The organism is Mycobacterium sp. 1164966.3, from assembly GCF_001665395.1.
Lineage (GTDB): Bacteria > Actinomycetota > Actinomycetes > Mycobacteriales > Mycobacteriaceae > Mycobacterium.
Window position 1 is genome coordinate 1 of the sequence record NZ_LZSG01000035.1, and the last position, 18,007, is coordinate 18,007.

14 protein-coding genes and 2 pseudogenes are annotated in these 18,007 nt (G+C 67.0%); 14 read left to right on the forward strand and 2 right to left on the reverse strand.

All coding sequences use genetic code 11. From position 1 onward, the window contains the following. Positions 1–46 precede the first annotated feature (46 nt). The 13 genes and pseudogenes from A9W99_RS12060 to A9W99_RS12115 all read left to right on the forward strand — a co-directional run bounded on the left by A9W99_RS12060 (position 47) and on the right by A9W99_RS12115 (position 14,749). Complete coding sequence (locus A9W99_RS12060; RefSeq protein ID WP_067236213.1) at positions 47–454, forward strand: antitermination protein NusB; 408 nt, start codon at positions 47–49, stop codon at positions 452–454. 30 nt (positions 455–484) lie between these two features. Next, a complete protein-coding gene (locus tag A9W99_RS12065) occupies positions 485–1,993 on the forward strand; it encodes a CdaR family transcriptional regulator (protein WP_067377505.1) in 1,509 nt (502 codons plus the stop codon). 117 nt (positions 1,994–2,110) lie between these two features. Continuing rightward, a complete protein-coding gene (locus A9W99_RS12070; protein ID WP_082929965.1) occupies positions 2,111–2,758 on the forward strand; it encodes a hypothetical protein in 648 nt (215 codons plus the stop codon). A gap of 266 nt (positions 2,759–3,024) precedes the next feature. Further along, complete coding sequence (locus tag A9W99_RS12075) at positions 3,025–3,339, forward strand: GreA/GreB family elongation factor (RefSeq protein ID WP_082929966.1); 315 nt, start codon at positions 3,025–3,027, stop codon at positions 3,337–3,339. 355 nt (positions 3,340–3,694) lie between these two features. Further along, complete coding sequence (locus A9W99_RS12080) at positions 3,695–6,532, forward strand: aminotransferase class I/II-fold pyridoxal phosphate-dependent enzyme (RefSeq protein WP_067377511.1); 2,838 nt, start codon at positions 3,695–3,697, stop codon at positions 6,530–6,532. A 97-nt stretch (positions 6,533–6,629) separates the two neighbouring features. Beyond that, positions 6,630–7,205 (forward strand): annotated as a pseudogene (locus A9W99_RS27760) (AAA family ATPase); the annotation flags it as partial. A gap of 177 nt (positions 7,206–7,382) precedes the next feature. After that, positions 7,383–7,913: pseudogene (locus A9W99_RS27765) on the forward strand (AAA family ATPase); the annotation flags it as partial. A 242-nt stretch (positions 7,914–8,155) separates the two neighbouring features. Continuing rightward, positions 8,156–8,833, forward strand: a complete 678-nt coding sequence (locus tag A9W99_RS12090) for a GntR family transcriptional regulator (RefSeq protein WP_371514954.1) — start codon at positions 8,156–8,158, stop codon at positions 8,831–8,833. Beyond that, on the forward strand, positions 8,830–9,057 hold the full coding sequence (locus A9W99_RS12095) for a ferredoxin family protein (protein WP_067377518.1): 228 nt from the start codon (positions 8,830–8,832) through the stop codon (positions 9,055–9,057). Before A9W99_RS12090 ends, A9W99_RS12095 begins: the two co-directional genes overlap by 4 nt. Before the next feature lie 25 nt (positions 9,058–9,082). Further along, a complete protein-coding gene (locus A9W99_RS12100) occupies positions 9,083–10,474 on the forward strand; it encodes an ABC transporter substrate-binding protein (RefSeq protein ID WP_067377521.1) in 1,392 nt (463 codons plus the stop codon). After that, entirely contained in the window at positions 10,471–11,328 is an 858-nt protein-coding gene (locus A9W99_RS12105; RefSeq protein WP_067377524.1) for an ABC transporter permease, read from the forward strand. Before A9W99_RS12100 ends, A9W99_RS12105 begins: the two co-directional genes overlap by 4 nt. After that, positions 11,325–12,065, forward strand: a complete 741-nt coding sequence (locus A9W99_RS12110; RefSeq protein WP_067377527.1) for an ABC transporter ATP-binding protein — start codon at positions 11,325–11,327, stop codon at positions 12,063–12,065. Before A9W99_RS12105 ends, A9W99_RS12110 begins: the two co-directional genes overlap by 4 nt. Continuing rightward, positions 12,062–14,749, forward strand: coding sequence for a fumarate reductase/succinate dehydrogenase flavoprotein subunit (locus A9W99_RS12115; RefSeq protein WP_067377531.1), 2,688 nt, complete (start codon positions 12,062–12,064; stop codon positions 14,747–14,749). The genes A9W99_RS12110 and A9W99_RS12115 overlap by 4 nt, the downstream gene beginning before the upstream one ends. 183 nt (positions 14,750–14,932) lie before the next feature. On the opposite strand, the gene A9W99_RS12120 is transcribed toward A9W99_RS12115, so the two are convergent. Both A9W99_RS12120 and A9W99_RS12125 read right to left on the reverse strand, forming a co-directional pair. Further along, positions 14,933–15,472, reverse strand: a complete 540-nt coding sequence (locus A9W99_RS12120; RefSeq protein WP_067377535.1) for a GNAT family N-acetyltransferase — start codon at positions 15,470–15,472, stop codon at positions 14,933–14,935. A 10-nt stretch (positions 15,473–15,482) separates the two neighbouring features. Continuing rightward, positions 15,483–16,688: a serine hydrolase gene (locus A9W99_RS12125; RefSeq protein ID WP_067377803.1), complete on the reverse strand. Its 1,206-nt coding sequence runs from the start codon at positions 16,686–16,688 to the stop codon at positions 15,483–15,485. Between the two features lie 389 nt (positions 16,689–17,077). Between A9W99_RS12125 and A9W99_RS12130 the strand changes: the two genes are divergently transcribed. Then, positions 17,078–17,941 (forward strand): LppX_LprAFG lipoprotein, encoded by an 864-nt coding sequence (locus tag A9W99_RS12130; protein ID WP_067377538.1) that lies wholly within the window; start codon positions 17,078–17,080, stop codon positions 17,939–17,941. Positions 17,942–18,007: the final 66 nt, after the last annotated feature.

Here is an 18,007-nt window from a genome sequence, read left to right on the forward strand (position 1 = left end):
GAGGTGTATACGAGACCGCCCTGGGGGGGACGGAGAACCCGAGCTGATGAACCGGCTGGAGTTGCGTGTCGTGGCCGCCGGTTTCCTGGCGGCGACGGTGGTGTTGGGTGCCGTCGTATGTGCCGCATTCGGGCAGGCCGTCGTGGCGTCGGTGCTGTCGATCTATGCGCTGGCCGTCGGCGCTTGGCTGTATCACTCGATCGAGCGGCTGCTGGTGGCACGCCGGATCAGCACGGTTCGTCAGGCCGCCAAGCCGCTGCAGCCGCTGCTGCCGGTGATGGCGGCCATCATGGGCCTGTCGCAGGCCGTGGTGCGCTCGCTGAGCGATGTCACCGAACTGCCGGCGCGTGGCCTGGAGCTGCCGATGCTGCGGTGGTTGGAGAACCCCTGGGGCAGTCGGCGCAATCAGCGGATCATCGAGAGCGACGAAAGCGACGACGAGCCGGATCGCTGATCGCTGCGGCCCGGGATTGGGAGTGGTTTCTTGATCACTTTCGACCGCTTGATCAACGTGCTGGGCGGTTACGGCGTCCGGTTGCTTTGGTCCGCGGTGCCCAGGTCGACCGAACTGCGCAGCGTGGTGATTCACGAACCGGGGGCGCCGACCGGCGACGTGTTGCTGGCCGTCGGCGCCGGCTCTGTGCAAGAAGCGCTGGGGTGGGCGGAGGCGGCGCGTGCCGTGGTGGTGTTGACGCGCCACGCGGAGCCCACGACGTTCGACCATGAGACGCAGGGCGCGGTGATGACGCTCGATGGGGCCGTCTCGTGGAGCGAGGTTGCCGCGGTAGTCTACGGACTGGTGCTGGAGGGCCGGGAGACCGAATCCGGTCGTGGCCCAACGGATTTGTTCGCGCTGGCCGACAGCCTCGCCGAGTCGACCGGTGGCGCGGTGACAATCGAGGACAAGCTGTTGCGGGTACTGGCCTATTCGCGGCTGCAGCAGCACGCCGACCCGGCGCGGGTGGCGACCATCTTGGGCCGTCAGACGCCGGAGGCGCTGCGCGCGCTGTTCGAGTCGCGCGGCGTATTCGCGCATTTGGCGGCTTCGGACGACCCGTTGTTCGTCGCGGCCGATGACGAGCACGGCATCACCGGTCGCATGGTCGTGGCCGTGCGTTCGGGGCGTGAGATCGTCGGGTCGGTGTGGGTGACCTGCGAGGCACCGCTGGCGGGCGCCGAGCGCGAGGCCCTCACGGACGGTGCGCACACGGTCGCGCTGCATCTGCTGCGGTCACGCGCCAGCGCGGATCTGGAGCGCCAGGTGGAATCCGAGCTGGTGATCCAATTGCTCGAGGGCACTCTCGATGCCATCACGCCGGCCAGCAGGCTGGGCCTCTCGCACACCGCGCTGCGGGTCATCGCGCTGCAAGCATCCATCGGGGACGAACGCGATGCCGCTCTGCTGTTGGCCTTCGACCGCGCAACCACGGGTTTCGGCTGGTCCCGGGCGGGTCGAAGCGCACTGGCGGGTAACACCGTCTACACGCTGCTGCCCAGCGCGGAAGCGGACCCGGCACGGCGCTGGGTGAATGGTCTGCGAGCCGCCCTGCCCGAGCAGGTCAGGGTGGTGGCCGGGATCAGCGCGGCGGCCGAGGTGGCTGACCTGCCCGCGGCGCGGCAGGAAGCCGACGAGTGCCTGGCGCTCTGCGATGTGTCGCCGCAGAGCGATACGCCGGCCTACGACGAGTCGTGGGACGACATCCTGTTGCAGCGGTTGCGCCGCGCGGCGCGGTCCGGGCGGACTCCGGATCGCGGACCGGTGGCCGAGTTGCGTCGCCACGACCGCGACAACGCGACAGAGTATGTGGCCACGCTGCGGGCCTGGCTGGAGGAGCAGGGCGACCCGGCGCGCGCCGGCGATCGGTTGGGCGTGCACGAGAACACCGTGCGTTACCGGCTGCGCAAGATGGCCGAGATAACCAACCTGCCGCTGGACGATCCCAAGAAGCGGCTGGCCATGACGATCGAGCTGGCGGCCACCGACACCGACTGACTGTTCGTGCTGTCCGGGTGCGACAACCCGCGCCCGCGGATTTGTCCTGCTGGGTCAACGCCGGCGGGCGCCGTCGCCACCATCATTGAAGGTGCCCCCGTGAACAGGAAACATACGATGAGCACCTCGTTGCCCGATCAACCGCCTGCCGGCCGGCGGCCGGACGGTGTTTTCTCTGACGCCGTGGACACGTTCACCGTGAACTTGCCACGAAAGACGTTGGCCCGGTTGTTCGGTCGTAACCCGCTCACGCGGCCCAGCGACCGATTGCAGGCATTGCTCCTGGTGTTCGCGGTCGCCGTGTCGCTGATCTCCGTGCCCATCGCCGCCGCTGTGGGCACGGCCGTGCACGATTCTCGCAGCCGCGTCTACGCCGAGCAGGCTGACAAGTACCGGACGGTCACTGCGACGGTGATCGGCCCCGGCAACTCCCGCCAAAACCTCGAACGCCCGACCGTCAGGGTTCCCGCCCGATGGTTTGTTGCCGGGGCCGAACACACCGGCGACGTCGTCGCGCCGCGCACCGCCGAGGTGGGCGACACGGTCGAGGTCTGGCTGGACGACCAAGGCGCGCCGGTGGACCGGCCGAGCACCACCGCCGGCGACGAGGCGGTGGCCGCCGCGTTCGCCGTCTGGCTCGGCACGACCTTGTCGGCGATCACCCTCTACCTGGTCGCCCGGACGGCGCTGGACCGGGCACGCCACGCCGCATGGCAACGGGACTTCGACGATTTGCTCGGGCACGACCTGCCCGGGCAACGGTAATTCAGGGTCTTCGGGAAACGCTCGCCTGCGCTGCGAAAGGCCGCAAAGGGCTGCAAAGGGCATTGTCGGATCCGGACAACCGGCCAATCCCCGGTTGTCGGCTTCGCGCAAGCGTCAGCGCATCCGTCCGCACCACCATGGGATCAACAGCGGAGTTTCCGCGCCTCGAACCTTCCCCCTGAGGGCGCCGAGTCGTCAGGGGCGGCTGCTCTACGCGGGCCCGCCCCTGGCGGCAACCCTCTGCCGACGAAAGGAAAACACAGAAAATGACTGACAGACGACGCATTTGGATGGCACGGCACGACCCGCACGCCGGAGACGGCCGCGGAGCCGTCCCGATCGCCCAAGCCGGCATGCTGCTCACCATCGGCTACGAGACCGGGGAGACCGAGACGTTTCTGCTGGGCAGGCGCGCCGGAAAGGACGCCGGCGTGAAGGTGTATTCGACGCTGTCGCCGCTGGGCCACGCAATTGCCGGAGCGAAGGTCGGCGAGCAGCGCGTCTATTCGATGCCGCAGGGACCAGAGCACCGGGTGACTTTGATAGACGCGGTGCCCTACACAGCGCGGCTCACCGCATGATCAACCCCGAATCATCAGCAGCGCACGCGATTACGAGTACGGTCCCGCAGCGGGCGCGATGCGCCGCCCACTGCGGGCGGAGGTGATCGCATGTTGTTCGACCTGATCGACCCCGTGGCCCTGTTGTTCCTGCTGCTGGCGGTGCTGGGACTCATGCTGGCCGTCGTCTACGGAAAGGATGGTCGCTGACGACAGCGAAGTCGTAACCTCGGGGCATGCGCAACCACCCGGCCCGGCGCGGTGGGGAATCCGGTGATAGCGGTTTTGGTCACTATTCCCGTCTCGCGCGCCATAATTGTGACTTGCACTGGCTGGGACCGTTGGGGGCAGCCCGCGCCAGAAGGCAGGTGACGATATGACGCGAGACAGTGCCCAGCAGCGGCGACTTCGGGTGTCCGCGCTGGCGGCGGTGGCCAATCCGTCGTACACGCGCATCGACACCTGGAACCAGCTCGACGATGCGTGCCGCCACCTGGCCGAGGTCGATCTGGCCGGACTGGGCATCGCCCACGACGTGGCGAGGGTGAAGCGCCTGATGGATCGCATCGGCGCCTACGAGCGGTACTGGCTGTATCCCGGTGCCGAAAACCTGGCGACTTTCCGGGCACACCTGGAGAGTCTTTCCACGGTGCGGCTCAGTGAGGAAGTGTCGCTCGCTGTACGCTTGCTGTCCGAATATGGCGACCGCACAGCGCTTTTCGACACGTCCGCGCCGCTGGCCGATCAAGAGCTGGTGGCCAAGGCCAAACAGCAGCAGTTTTACACCGTCTTGCTGGCCGACGACGCTCCGCCCACCGCGCCCGAGAGTCTCGTCGAGTGCCTGCGGGCGCTGCGCAATCCGTCCGAAGACGTGCAGTTCGAGATTCTGGTGGCTCCCAGCGTGGAAGACGCCATCACCGCGGTGGCGTTGAATGGGGAGATCCAGGCTGCGATCATCCGCCATGACCTGCCGTTGCGGTCGCGCGACCGGGTGCCGCTGATGAACACGTTGCTAGGCGCCAACGACGACATGCCGGTTTCCGATCGCGCGCACGACTCGATCGAATGCGGCGAGTGGATCCGGGAGCTGCGGCCTCATATCGATCTGTATCTGCTCACCGACGAGTCGATTGCGGCAGGCAGTGACACCGAGCCGGACCTCTACGACCGCACCTTTTATCGTCTCAACGACGTCACAGACCTGCACAGCACGGTGATCGCCGGCTTGCGAAACCGTTTCTCCACACCGTTTTTCGACGCGTTGCGGGCCTATGCGCAGGCTCCGGTCGGTCAGTTCCACGCGCTTCCCGTCGCGCGCGGCGCCAGCATCTTCAACTCGAAGTCGCTGGAGGACATGGGCGAGTTCTACGGCCGCAACATCTTCATGGCAGAGACCTCGACCACCTCGGGTGGGTTGGACTCCCTGCTGGACCCGCACGGCAACATCAAAAAGGCCATGGACAAGGCCGCCGTCACGTGGGAAGCCCAACATACCTACTTCGTCACCAACGGGACGTCCACCGCGAACAAGATCGTCGTGCAGTCACTGACCCGGCCCGGCGACATCGTTCTCATCGACCGCAACTGCCACAAGTCGCACCACTACGGCCTGGTGCTGGCCGGCGCCTACCCGCTCTACCTGGAGTCCTATGCGCTACCGCAGTTCGCGATCTACGGGGCGGTGCCGCTGCGCACCATCAAGAAGGAGCTGTTGGACCTCGAGGCGGCCGGGCAGCTGGACAAGGTCCGCATGCTGTTGCTCACCAACTGCATCTTCGACGGCGTCGTCTATAACCCCCGCCGGGTGATGGAGGAGGTGCTGGCTATCAAGCCGGACATCTGCTTCCTATGGGACGAGGCGTGGTACGCGTTTGCCACCGCCGTTCCATGGGCCCGGCAGCGCACCGCCATGGTTTCGGCGCACCGCCTCAAGCGCAGGCTCGCGTCGAAGGAGTACGCGGAGGAGTACCGGAATTGGTTGGCCTCGATGGAGGGGATCCCGCGCTCGGAGTGGGTTGACCACGAGCTGCTGCCCGACCCCAGCCAGGCGCGGGTCCGGGTGTACGCGACGCACTCCACCCACAAGTCGCTGTCCGCGTTTCGGCAGGCGTCGATGATCCACATCCGCGACCAGGATTTCAACGCCCGGGCCCGAGATGCGTTCGGTGAGGCATTCTTGACCCACACGTCGACGTCGCCGAACCAGCAGCTGCTCGCGTCGTTGGATCTAGCGCGCCGGCAGGTCGACATCGAAGGATTCCAGCTGGTCCGGCAGGTCTATGACATGGCGCTGGTATTCCGGCACCGGGTGCGCAAAGACCGGCTGATCAGCAAGTGGTTCCGCATCCTCGATGAGTCCGACCTGGTCCCAGAAGAGTTCCGGGCATCTCACGTCAGCTCCTACCGCGAAGTCAGGCAGGGTGCCCTGGATGAGTGGAACGAGGCGTGGCGATCCGATCAGTTCGTCCTGGACCCGACGCGGGTCACGCTGTTCCTCGGCAACACCGGAATGAACGGCTACGACTTCCGCGAGAAGATCCTGATGGACCGGTTCGGCATACAGATCAACAAAACGTCGATCAACAGCGTGCTGTTGATCTTCACCATCGGGGTCACCTGGTCGAGCGTGCACCATCTGCTCGACGTGCTGCGCCGGGTGGCCTACGACTTCGACAAGGAGAAGGCGGCGGCCAGCAGCGCCGACTGGGCGCTGCACCAGCGCCGTGTCGAGGAGATCACCCAGGACCTGCCGCACCTGCCGGACTTCAGCAGGTTCGATGAAGCGTTCCGTCCCAATGACGCCTGCAAGTTCGGCGACACGCGGACGGCTTTCTATGCCGGCTACGAAGAATCCGACCGTGAGTACGTGTTGATCGGCGCGGCCGGACGGCGGCTTGCCGAGGGGAAGACGCTGGTGTCGACGACGTTCGTGGTGCCCTACCCGCCGGGCTTCCCGGTCCTGGTCCCGGGGCAGGTGGTCTCCAAGGAGATCATCTGGTTCCTCGCCCAGCTCGACGTCAAGGAAATCCACGGCTACAACCCCGAACTCGGTCTGTCCGTGTTCACCCAGACCGCGCTGAAACGGATGGAGGCGCAACGGAATGCGGCGATGGCCGCGGTCGGTGATGCGGCCGCGGTGTTCGAGATCCCGGCCGATGCTTCCGGTCTCAACGGCGAGGGCTCCGTAGCGCGAGCAGACGCTAAAGCACCCTGATCGGGCCCGAATCAGGGGCTTTTGCGTCTGCTCGGCAAGCGGGCGGTACACCCAGCTCGGTGCGGTCCTGTCACCCTCCGACAGTAGTGTCGGGCCCGTGCTGCAGACGGTCGCCATCCGCGGATACCGCTCGCTGCGCGAGGTGATACTGCCACTGGGCCGGTTGACCGTGGTCACGGGGGCCAACGGCTCGGGAAAGTCGTCGCTGTACCGCGCCTTGCGGCTGTTGGCCGACTGCGGCCGCGGCGAGGTGGTCGGTTCGCTGGCTCGCGAGGGCGGACTCGAGTCGGTGCTGTGGGCCGGCCCCGAGCAGCTCGGCGGGGCGCGACGAACCGGAAAAGCCGAAGGCACCGTGCGTAATCGTCCGGTCTCACTCGAAATGGGCTTTGCCGCAGACGATTTCGGCTATCTCGTCGACCTCGGCATTCCGCAGTCCGCCGGGCCGGGGTCGGCCTTTGCCCGAGACCCGGAGATCAAGCGCGAAGCGTTGTTCGCCGGCCCGGAGCTGCGCACCGCAGCGACCCTGGTACGGCGGGTGCGAGACTTCGCCGAGGTGAGCGCCGAGTCGGGCAGTGGCTTTGACGAACTTTCCCGTTCGTTGCCGACCTACCGCAGCGTGCTGGCCGAGTATGCCCATCCACATGCACTTCCCGAACTCGCGGCGGTGCGCAGCTCCGGGCCGGCGAACAACGCTTCGCGCTTGATCTCCGGGTCTCGGGCAAAGGCCGACCCCGGCCCGGCGGACTGCGGAATGCCGAGGTCGACGAGATAGCCGAAATCGTCTGCGGCAAAGCCCATTTCGAGTGAGACCGGACGATTACGCACGGTGCCTTCGGCTTTTCCGGTTCGCCGCACCCCGGTACTCAGCGACGACGGCAGCGACCTCGCGGCTGCGATTCAGACCGTCATCGAGGCGGGTTTCGGCGACCTGGACCGCATCGTGGCCGATGCGTTCGACGGTGCCACTATCGCGGTGGCCGTCCACGACGGGCTGTTCGACCTTCAGCTTCGGCAGCGCGGCATGCTGCGTCCGTTGCGGGCGGCCGAATTGTCGGACGGTACGTTGCGGTTCCTGCTCTGGGCCGCCGCGCTGCTGAGCCCACAGGCGCCCTCGCTGATGGTGCTCAACGAACCGGAAACCTCACTGCATCCGAGCCTGGTCGAGCCGCTGGCCTCGTTGATCCGCGCCGCGGCGTCGAAAACTCAGGTGGTGGTCGTCACCCATTCGCGCCTGCTGCTGGACTCCCTTGACACGGTTCCCGTCGCCGAGACCGGCACCGACGCCGCCGTTGAGATAGAGCTGTACAAGGAATGGGGCGAGACCCGGATCAAAGGACAAGGCCTGCTGACCACGCCGCAATGGCACTGGGGCAAGCGCTGACAGGTTGCGCTCACCGGGATCGAAACTTCGGCGGCTCGTCGCAGGTGGCGCAATAGCCCGCCAAGCCGGGGTTTTGACTGGTCGCTGCGGAATCGGAACCGGCGCAATAGGTCAACCGGCTTCTCCTCGCGCCGGTCGGTCACCCAAAACACGCCCCTGAGCTGCATTAGCGTGACGGCGTGGCCGCAGCGGAGTCGTCAGTGCCGATCAACCGGGCCGACCGGGCCCGGCGGGCTGCCGACGTGCTGCGCCAGCAGATCCACGCAGGCGCCTATCCCGACGGGCTGCCCGCCGAAAATGACTTGGCGGCTGAATTCCTCGTCTCGCGAAACACCATCCGCGAAGCGCTCACCGTGCTGAAGAACGAAGGACTGATCGAGCGCGGGCCCAAAGTCGGCACCCACGTCGCGCAGCGCAAATACCACCACGGGCTGGATGCGCTGCTCGGGCTCAAGGAAACGTTCAAAGACTTCGGGGAAGTCCGCAACGAGGTGCGGGCCGCGATGCCGGTGACCGCGCCGCCCGCGGTGGCAGCTCGGCTGCAGCTGGAACCCGGCGAGCAAGCGGTGTTCATCGAAAGGCTGCGTTTTCTCGGTGACCTCCCGCTCAGTCTCGACCTGACCTACCTCACAGCCGAGATTGGAACCCAGATTCTGGACTTCCCGCTGGAAACTAACGACCTGTTCGCGCTTATCGAGCGGGTCAGCGGACACCGGCTGGGCTCGGCGTCGCTGGCGTTGGAAGCCATTCCCGCCGACGCGCACTCGGCGGCCACACTGCAGGTGCCCGACGGCGCGGCGCTGCTGATGCTGGAGCGGCTCACCAGCCTCGACGACGGCAGACCCGTAGACCTGGAGTACATCCGGATGCGCGGCGATCGAATCACCATGCGCGGCAGTCTGATTAGGAGCAACCCATGACGCTGGTAAACAACAGGGCCGACGTGCCGGTGACCATCGACGAGTCGTTGTGCATCGACGGCTGCACCCTTTGCGTCGAAATTTGTCCACTCGATGCCCTTGCCATCAACCCGGAAACCGGCAAAGCGTTCATGCACGTCGACGAATGCTGGTACTGCGGCCCCTGCGCGGCCCGCTGCCCGACCGGCGCCGTCACGGTAAACATGCCTTACCTCATACGCTGAATTACCTTACTTCCCAGGACTTTCCATGAAGCGACCCATCGCGCGGCTGGTGTCGATCGTATGCACGGCCGCCGTCACCGCCGGCTGTTCGCTGGAATCGCTGGCGCAGTCCTCCGGTGTGGTCAATGTCGTCGTCGGCTATCAGTCCAAGACCATCAACACCGTGACCGCGGGCACCTTGCTGCGGGCGCAGGGCTATCTGGAGCGCCGGCTGGCCGATATCACCGCACGCACCGGCGTCAAATACGCGGTGAGATGGCAGGATTACGACACCGGCGCCCCGATCACCGCGCAGATGCTGGCCGAGAAGATCGACATCGGCTCGATGGGGGACTACCCCATGTTGATCAACGGCTCCAAGACGCAGGCCAATCCGCGGGCCCGCACCGAAATGGTTTCGGTCACCGGCTACAACCCCAAGGGCGCACTGAACATGGTTGTGGTGACGCCGAATTCATCGGCGACCGTTTTGAGCGACCTCGCCGGCAAGAAAGTGTCCGCCAGCGTCGGCTCGGCGGGCCACGGCACGCTGGTACGTGCTCTGGACAGGGCGGGCATCGATCCCGCCGGTGTCGAAGTGCTCAACCAGCAGCCCCAGGTCGGCGCTTCCGCGCTGGAATCCGGGCAAGTGCAAGGACTTTCGCAGTTCGTCGCGTGGCCTGGGCTGTTGGTCTACCAGGGCAAGGCCAAACTGCTCTACGACGGCGCCGAGTTGAACCTGCCCACCCTGCACGGCGTGGTCGTCCGTCGCGCGTACGCGGCCAGCCACCCGGAAGTGCTAGCGGCCTTCCTGCAGGCGCAACTTGACGCGACCGACTTCCTGAACGAAAAGCCGCTGCAGGCAGCCCGTATCGTCGCCCAGGCCAGCGGGCTGCCGCAAGAAGTCGTATACCTGTACAACGGGCCGGGCGGCACCTCGTTCGACACCACGCTCAAGCCGTCCCTGGTCAGTGCGCTGAAAAGCGATGTGCCCTACCTCAAGTCGATCGGCGAGTTCGCCGACCTGGACGTCCCCGGGTTTGTGCAGGACGAACCGCTGCGCGCGGTGTACGGTGCGCGCGGTCGCGACTACAACGCGGCCCGGGCCGCCACCGCCAACCCGTCGGTACTCGGAGGCGACCCGGCCCAGGCCAGCGAGCTGTGGCTGGACGGATCCGATGCGACCCAGACGGTCGTCAGCCCCACCGCGCTGCTGCAGGCGATTCGGGACGCGAACGCTCGCGGCACCAAGGTCCGCGCGGCCTATGTCCCCGACACCGAGTTGGGCACCCGGTGGTTCGCCGACAAGGCGGTGTGGGTGCGTGAGGGCCAGACCTATCATCCGTTCGGCACCGCGGCCGGCGCACGGCGGTATATCGCCGTACACCCGGGCAGCGTTGCCGTGGATTACCAACAGGCACTGGGAGGTTCGCTATGACCGCGCAAGTAGTGGCCGGCCAAGTCTTCGAGGCGGTCTCGGCACCCGCGGCGGACCCGCCGCGCCGCCCCGCTTCGCCGTGGCGTTCGAGACTGCTGCGGCTGTCGGCCGTGGCTGTCGCGATCGGGCTTTGGCAGTTGCTCACCGCCGGCAAAGTACGGCTTTGGCTGCGCTTCGACACGCTGCCGACCGTGACCGAGATCGCGCATGCCCTGACTCAGCGGCTGGGGAAGTTCGACTACTGGCTCGACTTGGCGCAGTCATTGCTGCGCATTCTCACCGGATTCGGGCTGGCCGCGGCCGTCGGCGTCGCGACGGGTGTGCTGCTTGGCCGCTCCCGGCTGTTCGCCGACCTGTTCGGCCCGCTGGCCGAGCTGGCCCGGCCCATCCCCGCCATCGCGATGGTGCCGGTGGCGATCCTGCTGTTCCCCACCGACGAGGCCGGCATCGTGTTCATCACCTTCCTGGCGGCCTATTTCCCGATCATGGTCAGCACCCGGCATGCGGTGCGGGCACTGCCCACGCTATGGGAGGACTCCGTGCGCACGCTGGGAGGCGGCCGGTGGGTGGTGCTGAGCCAGGTGGTGCTGCCGGGCATCCTGCCCGGAGTGTTCGGCGGACTGTCGGTCGGCATGGGTGTGGCGTGGATCTGCGTGATCTCCGCGGAGATGATCTCCGGGCGCCTGGGCGTCGGGTACCGCACCTGGCAGGACTACACCGTGCTTGCCTACCCGCAGGTGTTCGTCGGGATCCTCACCATCGGCGTACTCGGATTCGCGACTTCTGCGGCGGTCGAAGTGGTGGGCCGGCGCGTCACCCACTGGCTGCCGAGAGCACAGGAGAACCTGCGATGAGCAAGGGAATGAGCCTGGCGCTGGACCGGATTCGGCTGTCCTACACCGGTATTGCGGTGATCGACGGGTTGAGCCTGACGGTGCGTCCCGAGGAGATCCTGGTGCTCACCGGGCCGTCGGGCTGCGGCAAGTCGACGGTGCTGCGCGCCCTGGCCGGACTGCTGCCTCCCGACGACGGCCGGGTGCTGGCCGACGGCGTCGAAGTCACCACCACGTCGGGGAACCGCGGGATGGTCTTCCAGGACAACGCGTTATTGCCGTGGCGCACCGTGCGGTCCAACATCGAACTGGCACTGCGGTTGCGCGGCGAACCGCGGGCCACGCGGCGCGCGCAGGCCGAGCGCTGGATAGCCGAAGTCGGGCTGACCGGCTTCGGCCACTACCTGCCCAAGAGTCTGTCCGGTGGCATGCGCCAGCGGGTTCAGTTGGCGCGGGGCCTGGCCGGGGCGCCGCGCGCGGTCATGATGGACGAGCCGTTCGGGGCCCTGGACACCCAAACCCGGGCAGCCATGCAGCGGTTGCTGATTGACACCTGGCGCGCGCATCCGACCACCATCGTCTTCGTCACGCACGACGTCGACGAGGCCCTGCTGCTGGGCGATCGCATTGCGGTGCTGGGCCGGGCCGGTCAGCCGCTGCGCGCGCTGCTCGACGTGCCCGACCCCCGGCAAGCTGTGCCGCGTGCCGAGCTGCGCGCTGAAATGATTGCCGCACTGTACCATTCGGAGGCAGCATGATGCAGATTCCCGACCGCGTCCCGGCTCGCCTGGACTGCGACGTCCTGGTCATCGGCGGCGGCACCGCGGGCACCCTGGCAGCGCTGAGCGCCGCCGAGCACGGCGCCCAGGTGCTGTTGCTGGAGAAGGCTCACGTGCGGCATTCCGGTGCGCTGGCGATGGGCATGGACGGGGTGAACAACGCCGTCATTCCCGGCAAGGCCGAACCGGAGGACTACGTCGCCGAGATCACCCGCGCCAACGACGGAATCGTCAACCAGCGCACCGTGTATCAGACCGCGACCCGAGGGTTCGCGATGGTGCAGCGGCTGGAGCGCTACGGAGTGAAGTTCGAGAAGGACGAACACGGCGAGTACGCGGTGCGCAGGGTGCACCGGTCAGGCTCCTACGTGCTGCCGATGCCAGAAGGCAAGGACGTCAAGAAGGCGCTGTACCGGGTGCTGCGGCAGCGGTCGATGCGCGAGAAGATTCAGATCGAGAACCGGCTGATGCCGGTGCGGGTGCTCGTCCAAGACGGCCGGGCCGTCGGTGCCGCCGCATTGCACACCCGCACCGGGGAATTCGTCGCCGTCGGAGCCAAGGCGGTGATCCTGGCCACCGGGGCCTGCGGGCGCCTCGGCTTGCCGGCGTCGGGGTACTTGTACGGCACCTACGAGAACCCGACCAACGCCGGAGACGGGTACTCGATGGCCTACCACGCGGGAGCCGAACTCTCCGGCATCGAATGCTTCCAAGTCAATCCGTTGATCAAGGATTACAACGGCCCGGCATGCGCCTACGTCGCCAACCCGTTCGGCGGCTACCAGGTCAACTCACACGGCGAGCGGTTCGTCGACTCCGACTACTGGTCGGGGCAGATGATGGCCGAAGTCAAAAGCGAAATCGACTCGGCCCGCGGACCGATCTATCTCAAGGTGTCGCACCTGTCCGACGAGACGCTCACCACGCTGGAGAACATCCTGCACACCACCGAGCGACCCACCCGCGGCACCTTCCATGCCAACCGCGGCCACGACTACCGCACCCACGACGTCGAGATGCACATCTCCGAAATCGGTTTGTGCAGTGGACATTCCGCCTCCGGCGTGTGGGTCGACGAGCACGCCCGCACCACGGTGCCCGGACTGTATGCGGCCGGCGACCTGGCCTGTGTGCCGCACAATTACATGATCGGCGCGTTCGTCTTCGGCGATCTCGCCGGCACCCACGCGGCATCAACCCTGGCCGAAGTTGCGGCGCCGCAAGAACTTCCGCAAGACCAGCTGGACGAGGCCCACGAGCTGATCTACCGCCCGCTGAAGCATCCCGACGGCCCGCCGCAGCCGCAGGTCGAATACAAGCTGCGACGGTTCGTCAACGACTATGTGGCGCCACCGAAGAGCGCGGCCAAGCTGTCCATCGCGGTGCGCACCTTCGACCGGATGCGCGACGAGATCGGCGGCATGGGCGCCCGAAACCCGCACGAGCTGATGCGCGCCGTGGAGGTGTCGTTCATTCGCGACTGCGCCGAGATGGCCGCCCGGTCCTCACTCACCCGAACCGAATCGCGCTGGGGCCTCTACCACGACCGGGCCGACCTGCCCGTCCGTGACGACAGCCAGTGGGGCTATCACCTGAACCTGCGCAAGGGCCCCGGCGGCGACATGCTCTTCCTGAAACGCCCGGTGGCCCCGTATTTCGTCCCGGTGCCGGAGTTGGACGGCCTGCCGCCGGCCGACCAGACGGTGCATGAGGTGGAGCAACCGCCGCTGGTCGGCGGCCAGGCCCCCGCTACCGCTCGGTCCCGGATCGCCTCGGCCACAACCGCATTCGAGCCACCCTCGCCGCGTATCGCCGCGGTGCTCGCGCTCGAGGAGCCTACGGTCGACGATTTGGTCCCGTATCTGTCCGACGCCGATCCGGTAGTGCGCCGAACCGCGGTGGCCACGCTCACCGAGCACATCCCCGACGGATACGGCCCCGCCCTGTTCGCCGCGCTGGACGACGCGGACGGCGCGGTTCGCCGCACCGGCGCCGACGGCGTCCGCGAACTCGTCGAGGTGCTGCCGGATCCGGCCGCCGCGAGAGCTTATCTGCGCTCCCGCGACACGGTGGTGCGTGCGGCGGCCATCTACGTGCTCGCCGCACGCCGGTGTGGTGATGCCGCCGAATTCCGCCGTGGGCTGCAGGATCCCGATCACCGGGTGCGGATCGAGGCGGTGCGGGCGCTGGTTTCGGTCGACGACATAGCCGGGGTGGTGTCCGCCGGCGGCGACGAGAACCGGGAGGTCCGCATTGCGGCCGCCGCCGGCCTGGCCACCCTGCGGGCCGGCGCCGATACCGTCAGCGTGCTGGTCGGCGACCCCGATCCGCTGGTACGCGCCGCCGCGCTGGCCGCGCTGGGTGAATTAGGTTGCGATGCGGTAGATTTCGCTGTCGTCGAGCGTGCGTTGCAGGCACCGGCATGGCAGGTGCGAGAGGGCGCGGCCCGTGCCATGTCGGGCGCGGCGCCCGAGCAGGCAATACCCCGGCTGGCCCAGGCGCTCGGCGACCCGCATCTCGACGTGCGCAAGGCGGCCGTGCTCAGCCTGACGCGATGGGCCGGCGAACCCGCGGCTGCGGATGCTCTGCGCATCGCGCTCAAGGACAGCGATGCCGATGTGCGGGCGTACGCGCGCCACGCGCTGGACCGCGGCGTCGCCTAATCCGGCGCGTCGAACGTGGGGGATATGGACGCAATTTGATCGCTTTTCGTCCATATCCCCCACGTTCGGCGAGTGATCCGAGCACAGGAGCGTCGAGTCTGCATCGATGGCATCGAAACTGGGCTCAGCGCTGCGTTTTTCCCCGGAACGCGCCCTCACCGCAGTCTTGGCGGACGCCAAGCGTCAGCGCAGCGCCTTGGCGTAGAGCAGGCTGTCGCACGGTTCGGGCCCGATGGTCGGATAGACGGCATGGCGCGCCAGCCGGCCCTCCAGCACGAACCCGGCACGCTCCAGCAGTCGCGCCGACCGATCGTTGTCGACGTTGCACGTGGCCCACACGCGATACACATCCGGGTCGGCTTCCAGCGCGGCGAGCAGCATCGCTAACGCCTCCGACATCAAACCCTTGCCCCACCAACGCCGGCCGATGCAGTAACCGATTTCGACGGAGTGCCGCACCGGGCGCCGGCAACTGGTCAGGCCGATCAGCTCGTCGCTATGCCGCAGCGCGATGGCCCAGGTCCGCTCGTCGTCGCCGGCGTTGAGTTTCTCGGTGATCACCCGCCGTGTCGCTGCCACGTCGGGGTGCGGGCTCCACAACAGGTATCTGGTCACCTCGGGATCGCGGGCGACGCGCTGGAACAACGCGCCGGCATCGTCGGGCACCGGCAGGCGCAGCAGCAGCCGCGCTCCGGCGATGCGGTCAGGCGGGTAGTCGGCCATCGGGTTTCCGCTACAGACCCAGCGCGCGATACGTCTCGCGGACGAAGCGCGGTTGCACCGTCCGCAGCTTGGCCAGCGACGTGTTGCCGGCCACGGCAGTGGCCGCATCGACGGAGATGTCGGGGCAATTCTGAATGAGGTACAGCAGGATCAGGTCCGCAGTCGGATCGGCCTGCCACCACGTCCCGTACGCGCCGGGCCAGCTGAACGTCCCGGCGCCGCCGGGCCCGAACAGTGGCACCGACTTCGCCGGATCGGTCACCAACGACAGGTTGAAACCGAACCCGCGCCCAATCCAGAACGGAGCGCCCAGGAAGTTGTGCCGCTTCTGCTCGTCGGTGAGCCAGTCGGTGCGCATCAGGCGCACTGACTCCGGCGAGAGCACCTGGACACCGTCGACCGAACCCTCGCCGAGCAGCATCCGCACGAACCGCAGGTAGTCGTCGGCGCTCGACCAGAGCCCGCCGCCCGCGTTGCAGAACGACGGCGGCTTGACGTGCGGCGGCCCCATCACGTCGTGGCGCAGCTGTCCCTGGTCGTCGAGGCGATACATGGTTGCGGCACGTCTTCGCGCTTCCATTGACACGAAGAATCCGGTGTCAGTCATGCCCGCCGGACCCAGGATCCGCTCGTCGAGCACCTGGTGAAACGGTTTGCCCGCGGCGCGGGCGATGATCACACCCAGCACATCGGTGGCATGGCTGTAGGTCACCCGATCACCGGGCTGATGCACCAGCGGCAGCCCGGCCAGTTCGGCCAGCCAGGTGTCGGAACCCTGGTCGAAAGGCAACCGCATGTAGGCCTGGGAGAGCGGTCCGGACACCGAGAAGCTGTAGGCCAGGCCGCTGGTGTGGGTCAGCAGGTCGGCGAGCACGATGGGGCGCCGCGCGGGATGCGTCCGGTCCAGCGAGCCCCTGGGGTCGTCGAGCACGCGAACACCGGCCAGCTCCGGCGTCCAGCGTGCGATCGGCTCGTCCAGGGCAAGCGTGCCCGCATCGACCATGCTCATCGCCGCCGCGACCGTGACCGGCTTGGTCATCGACGCGATGCGAAACAGGGTGTCCTTCTGCATCGGCAGACCCGCATCCACATCGCGGTAGCCGATCTCGTTGATCTGCAGCACTTCTCCCCGCTGCCAGACAACCGTGACCGCACCGGCGAGCAGACCGGCATCGCAGACCTCCCGAATCGAGACCTGATTGGCGTCGAGAGTCACCGGTCGAGGGTAAAGCGTCGGCGGAAGCGGCGTGCGCCGAGGCCGCAGGAACTTGCTGGCAACCCATTCTGCCGGCTGGGCGACCCGCTGGACTCGGGATTCAGCGCGTCCCGTCCGATTGCTGCTTTGCCGAAACCGCTCGTCGCGCACCCCGCAGCATGCTAATCTCGCTGCTCTCCGGCCGATGCGATCTGGTGAACAAGCTGGGAGGGCGGCGCATGTCTCGAAAGACGTTGGCGCTGCCGGTGAGCCAGGGTGCGGGTATGCAGTCACCAAGACCCGGAATCTCCGGCGAGAGCTCAGACTGTGAGGACCTCGTCCGTACTGCACGCGAGCGTAGCGAATCGCTGCTCATTCCCACCGATTAGATAACTCAGCAAAGGCTGCCAATGATGGGCTTGACCGACCAAGCGCAAACCTCGTTTCGACGAGCTGACCATCGACCTTCCCGCCCGAGATCTCTTACGATCGTGGCCGCAGTGGCACTGATCGCGGCCGTGCTGGCGGGCTGCGGGAATAAGTCGTCGACGTCTCAGACTTCCGGATCCCAAACTCCTGGTACGTCCGGGACATCCAGTGGTACATCGGGTGCGGCCTCGCCGTCCGGGGGAACGTCTGTGGCGCCGTCACCTCAAGCCGCGCAACTCGTCCAGGACGCTTCCAAGGCGACCACGGCCCTGCGTTCGCTCCACATTATCCTGGCGACCACCAACCTCACGACGCTGCCGATGGAGAGCGTCGACGCCGACGTGACCAACCAGCCCCAGGGCAACGGTCAGGCGATCGGCCACGCGAATATCCGGCTGCAACCGCAGGCGCCGGCCGTCGGCAAGGACTTCCTGGTCACCAACAAGACCATGTACACGAAGAACGAGACCGGAAAGTACACCTCGGTGGGACCGGCGGTGAAGATCTACGACCCGGGCATCATCCTGGACAAGGACAAAGGTCTGGGCAGCGCCATCGGCAAGGTCCAGAACCCGCAGATCGCCGGTAACGAGAACATCAACGGCGTGCCCACCGTCAAGGTGACCGGAACCATCGACGCGGCGGTGATCGACCCGATCATTCCGCAGATTGCCAAGGACGCGACCGCGCCCCTGCCGATCACGCTGTACATCACCGACGTGAAAGCGACGCCGGGAACCACCGCGAATCTGGTGCGGATGGTGGTGGACAAGGGCCAGGGCAACGTCAGCATCACCCTGTCGGCGTGGGGTCAGCCGGTCAACATCCCCAACCCCACGGGATAGCCGGCGACAGCCACCGCGTGAATCCAGATGTGGGAGCCGGCCCGAAATACTGGGCCGGTTTTCCCG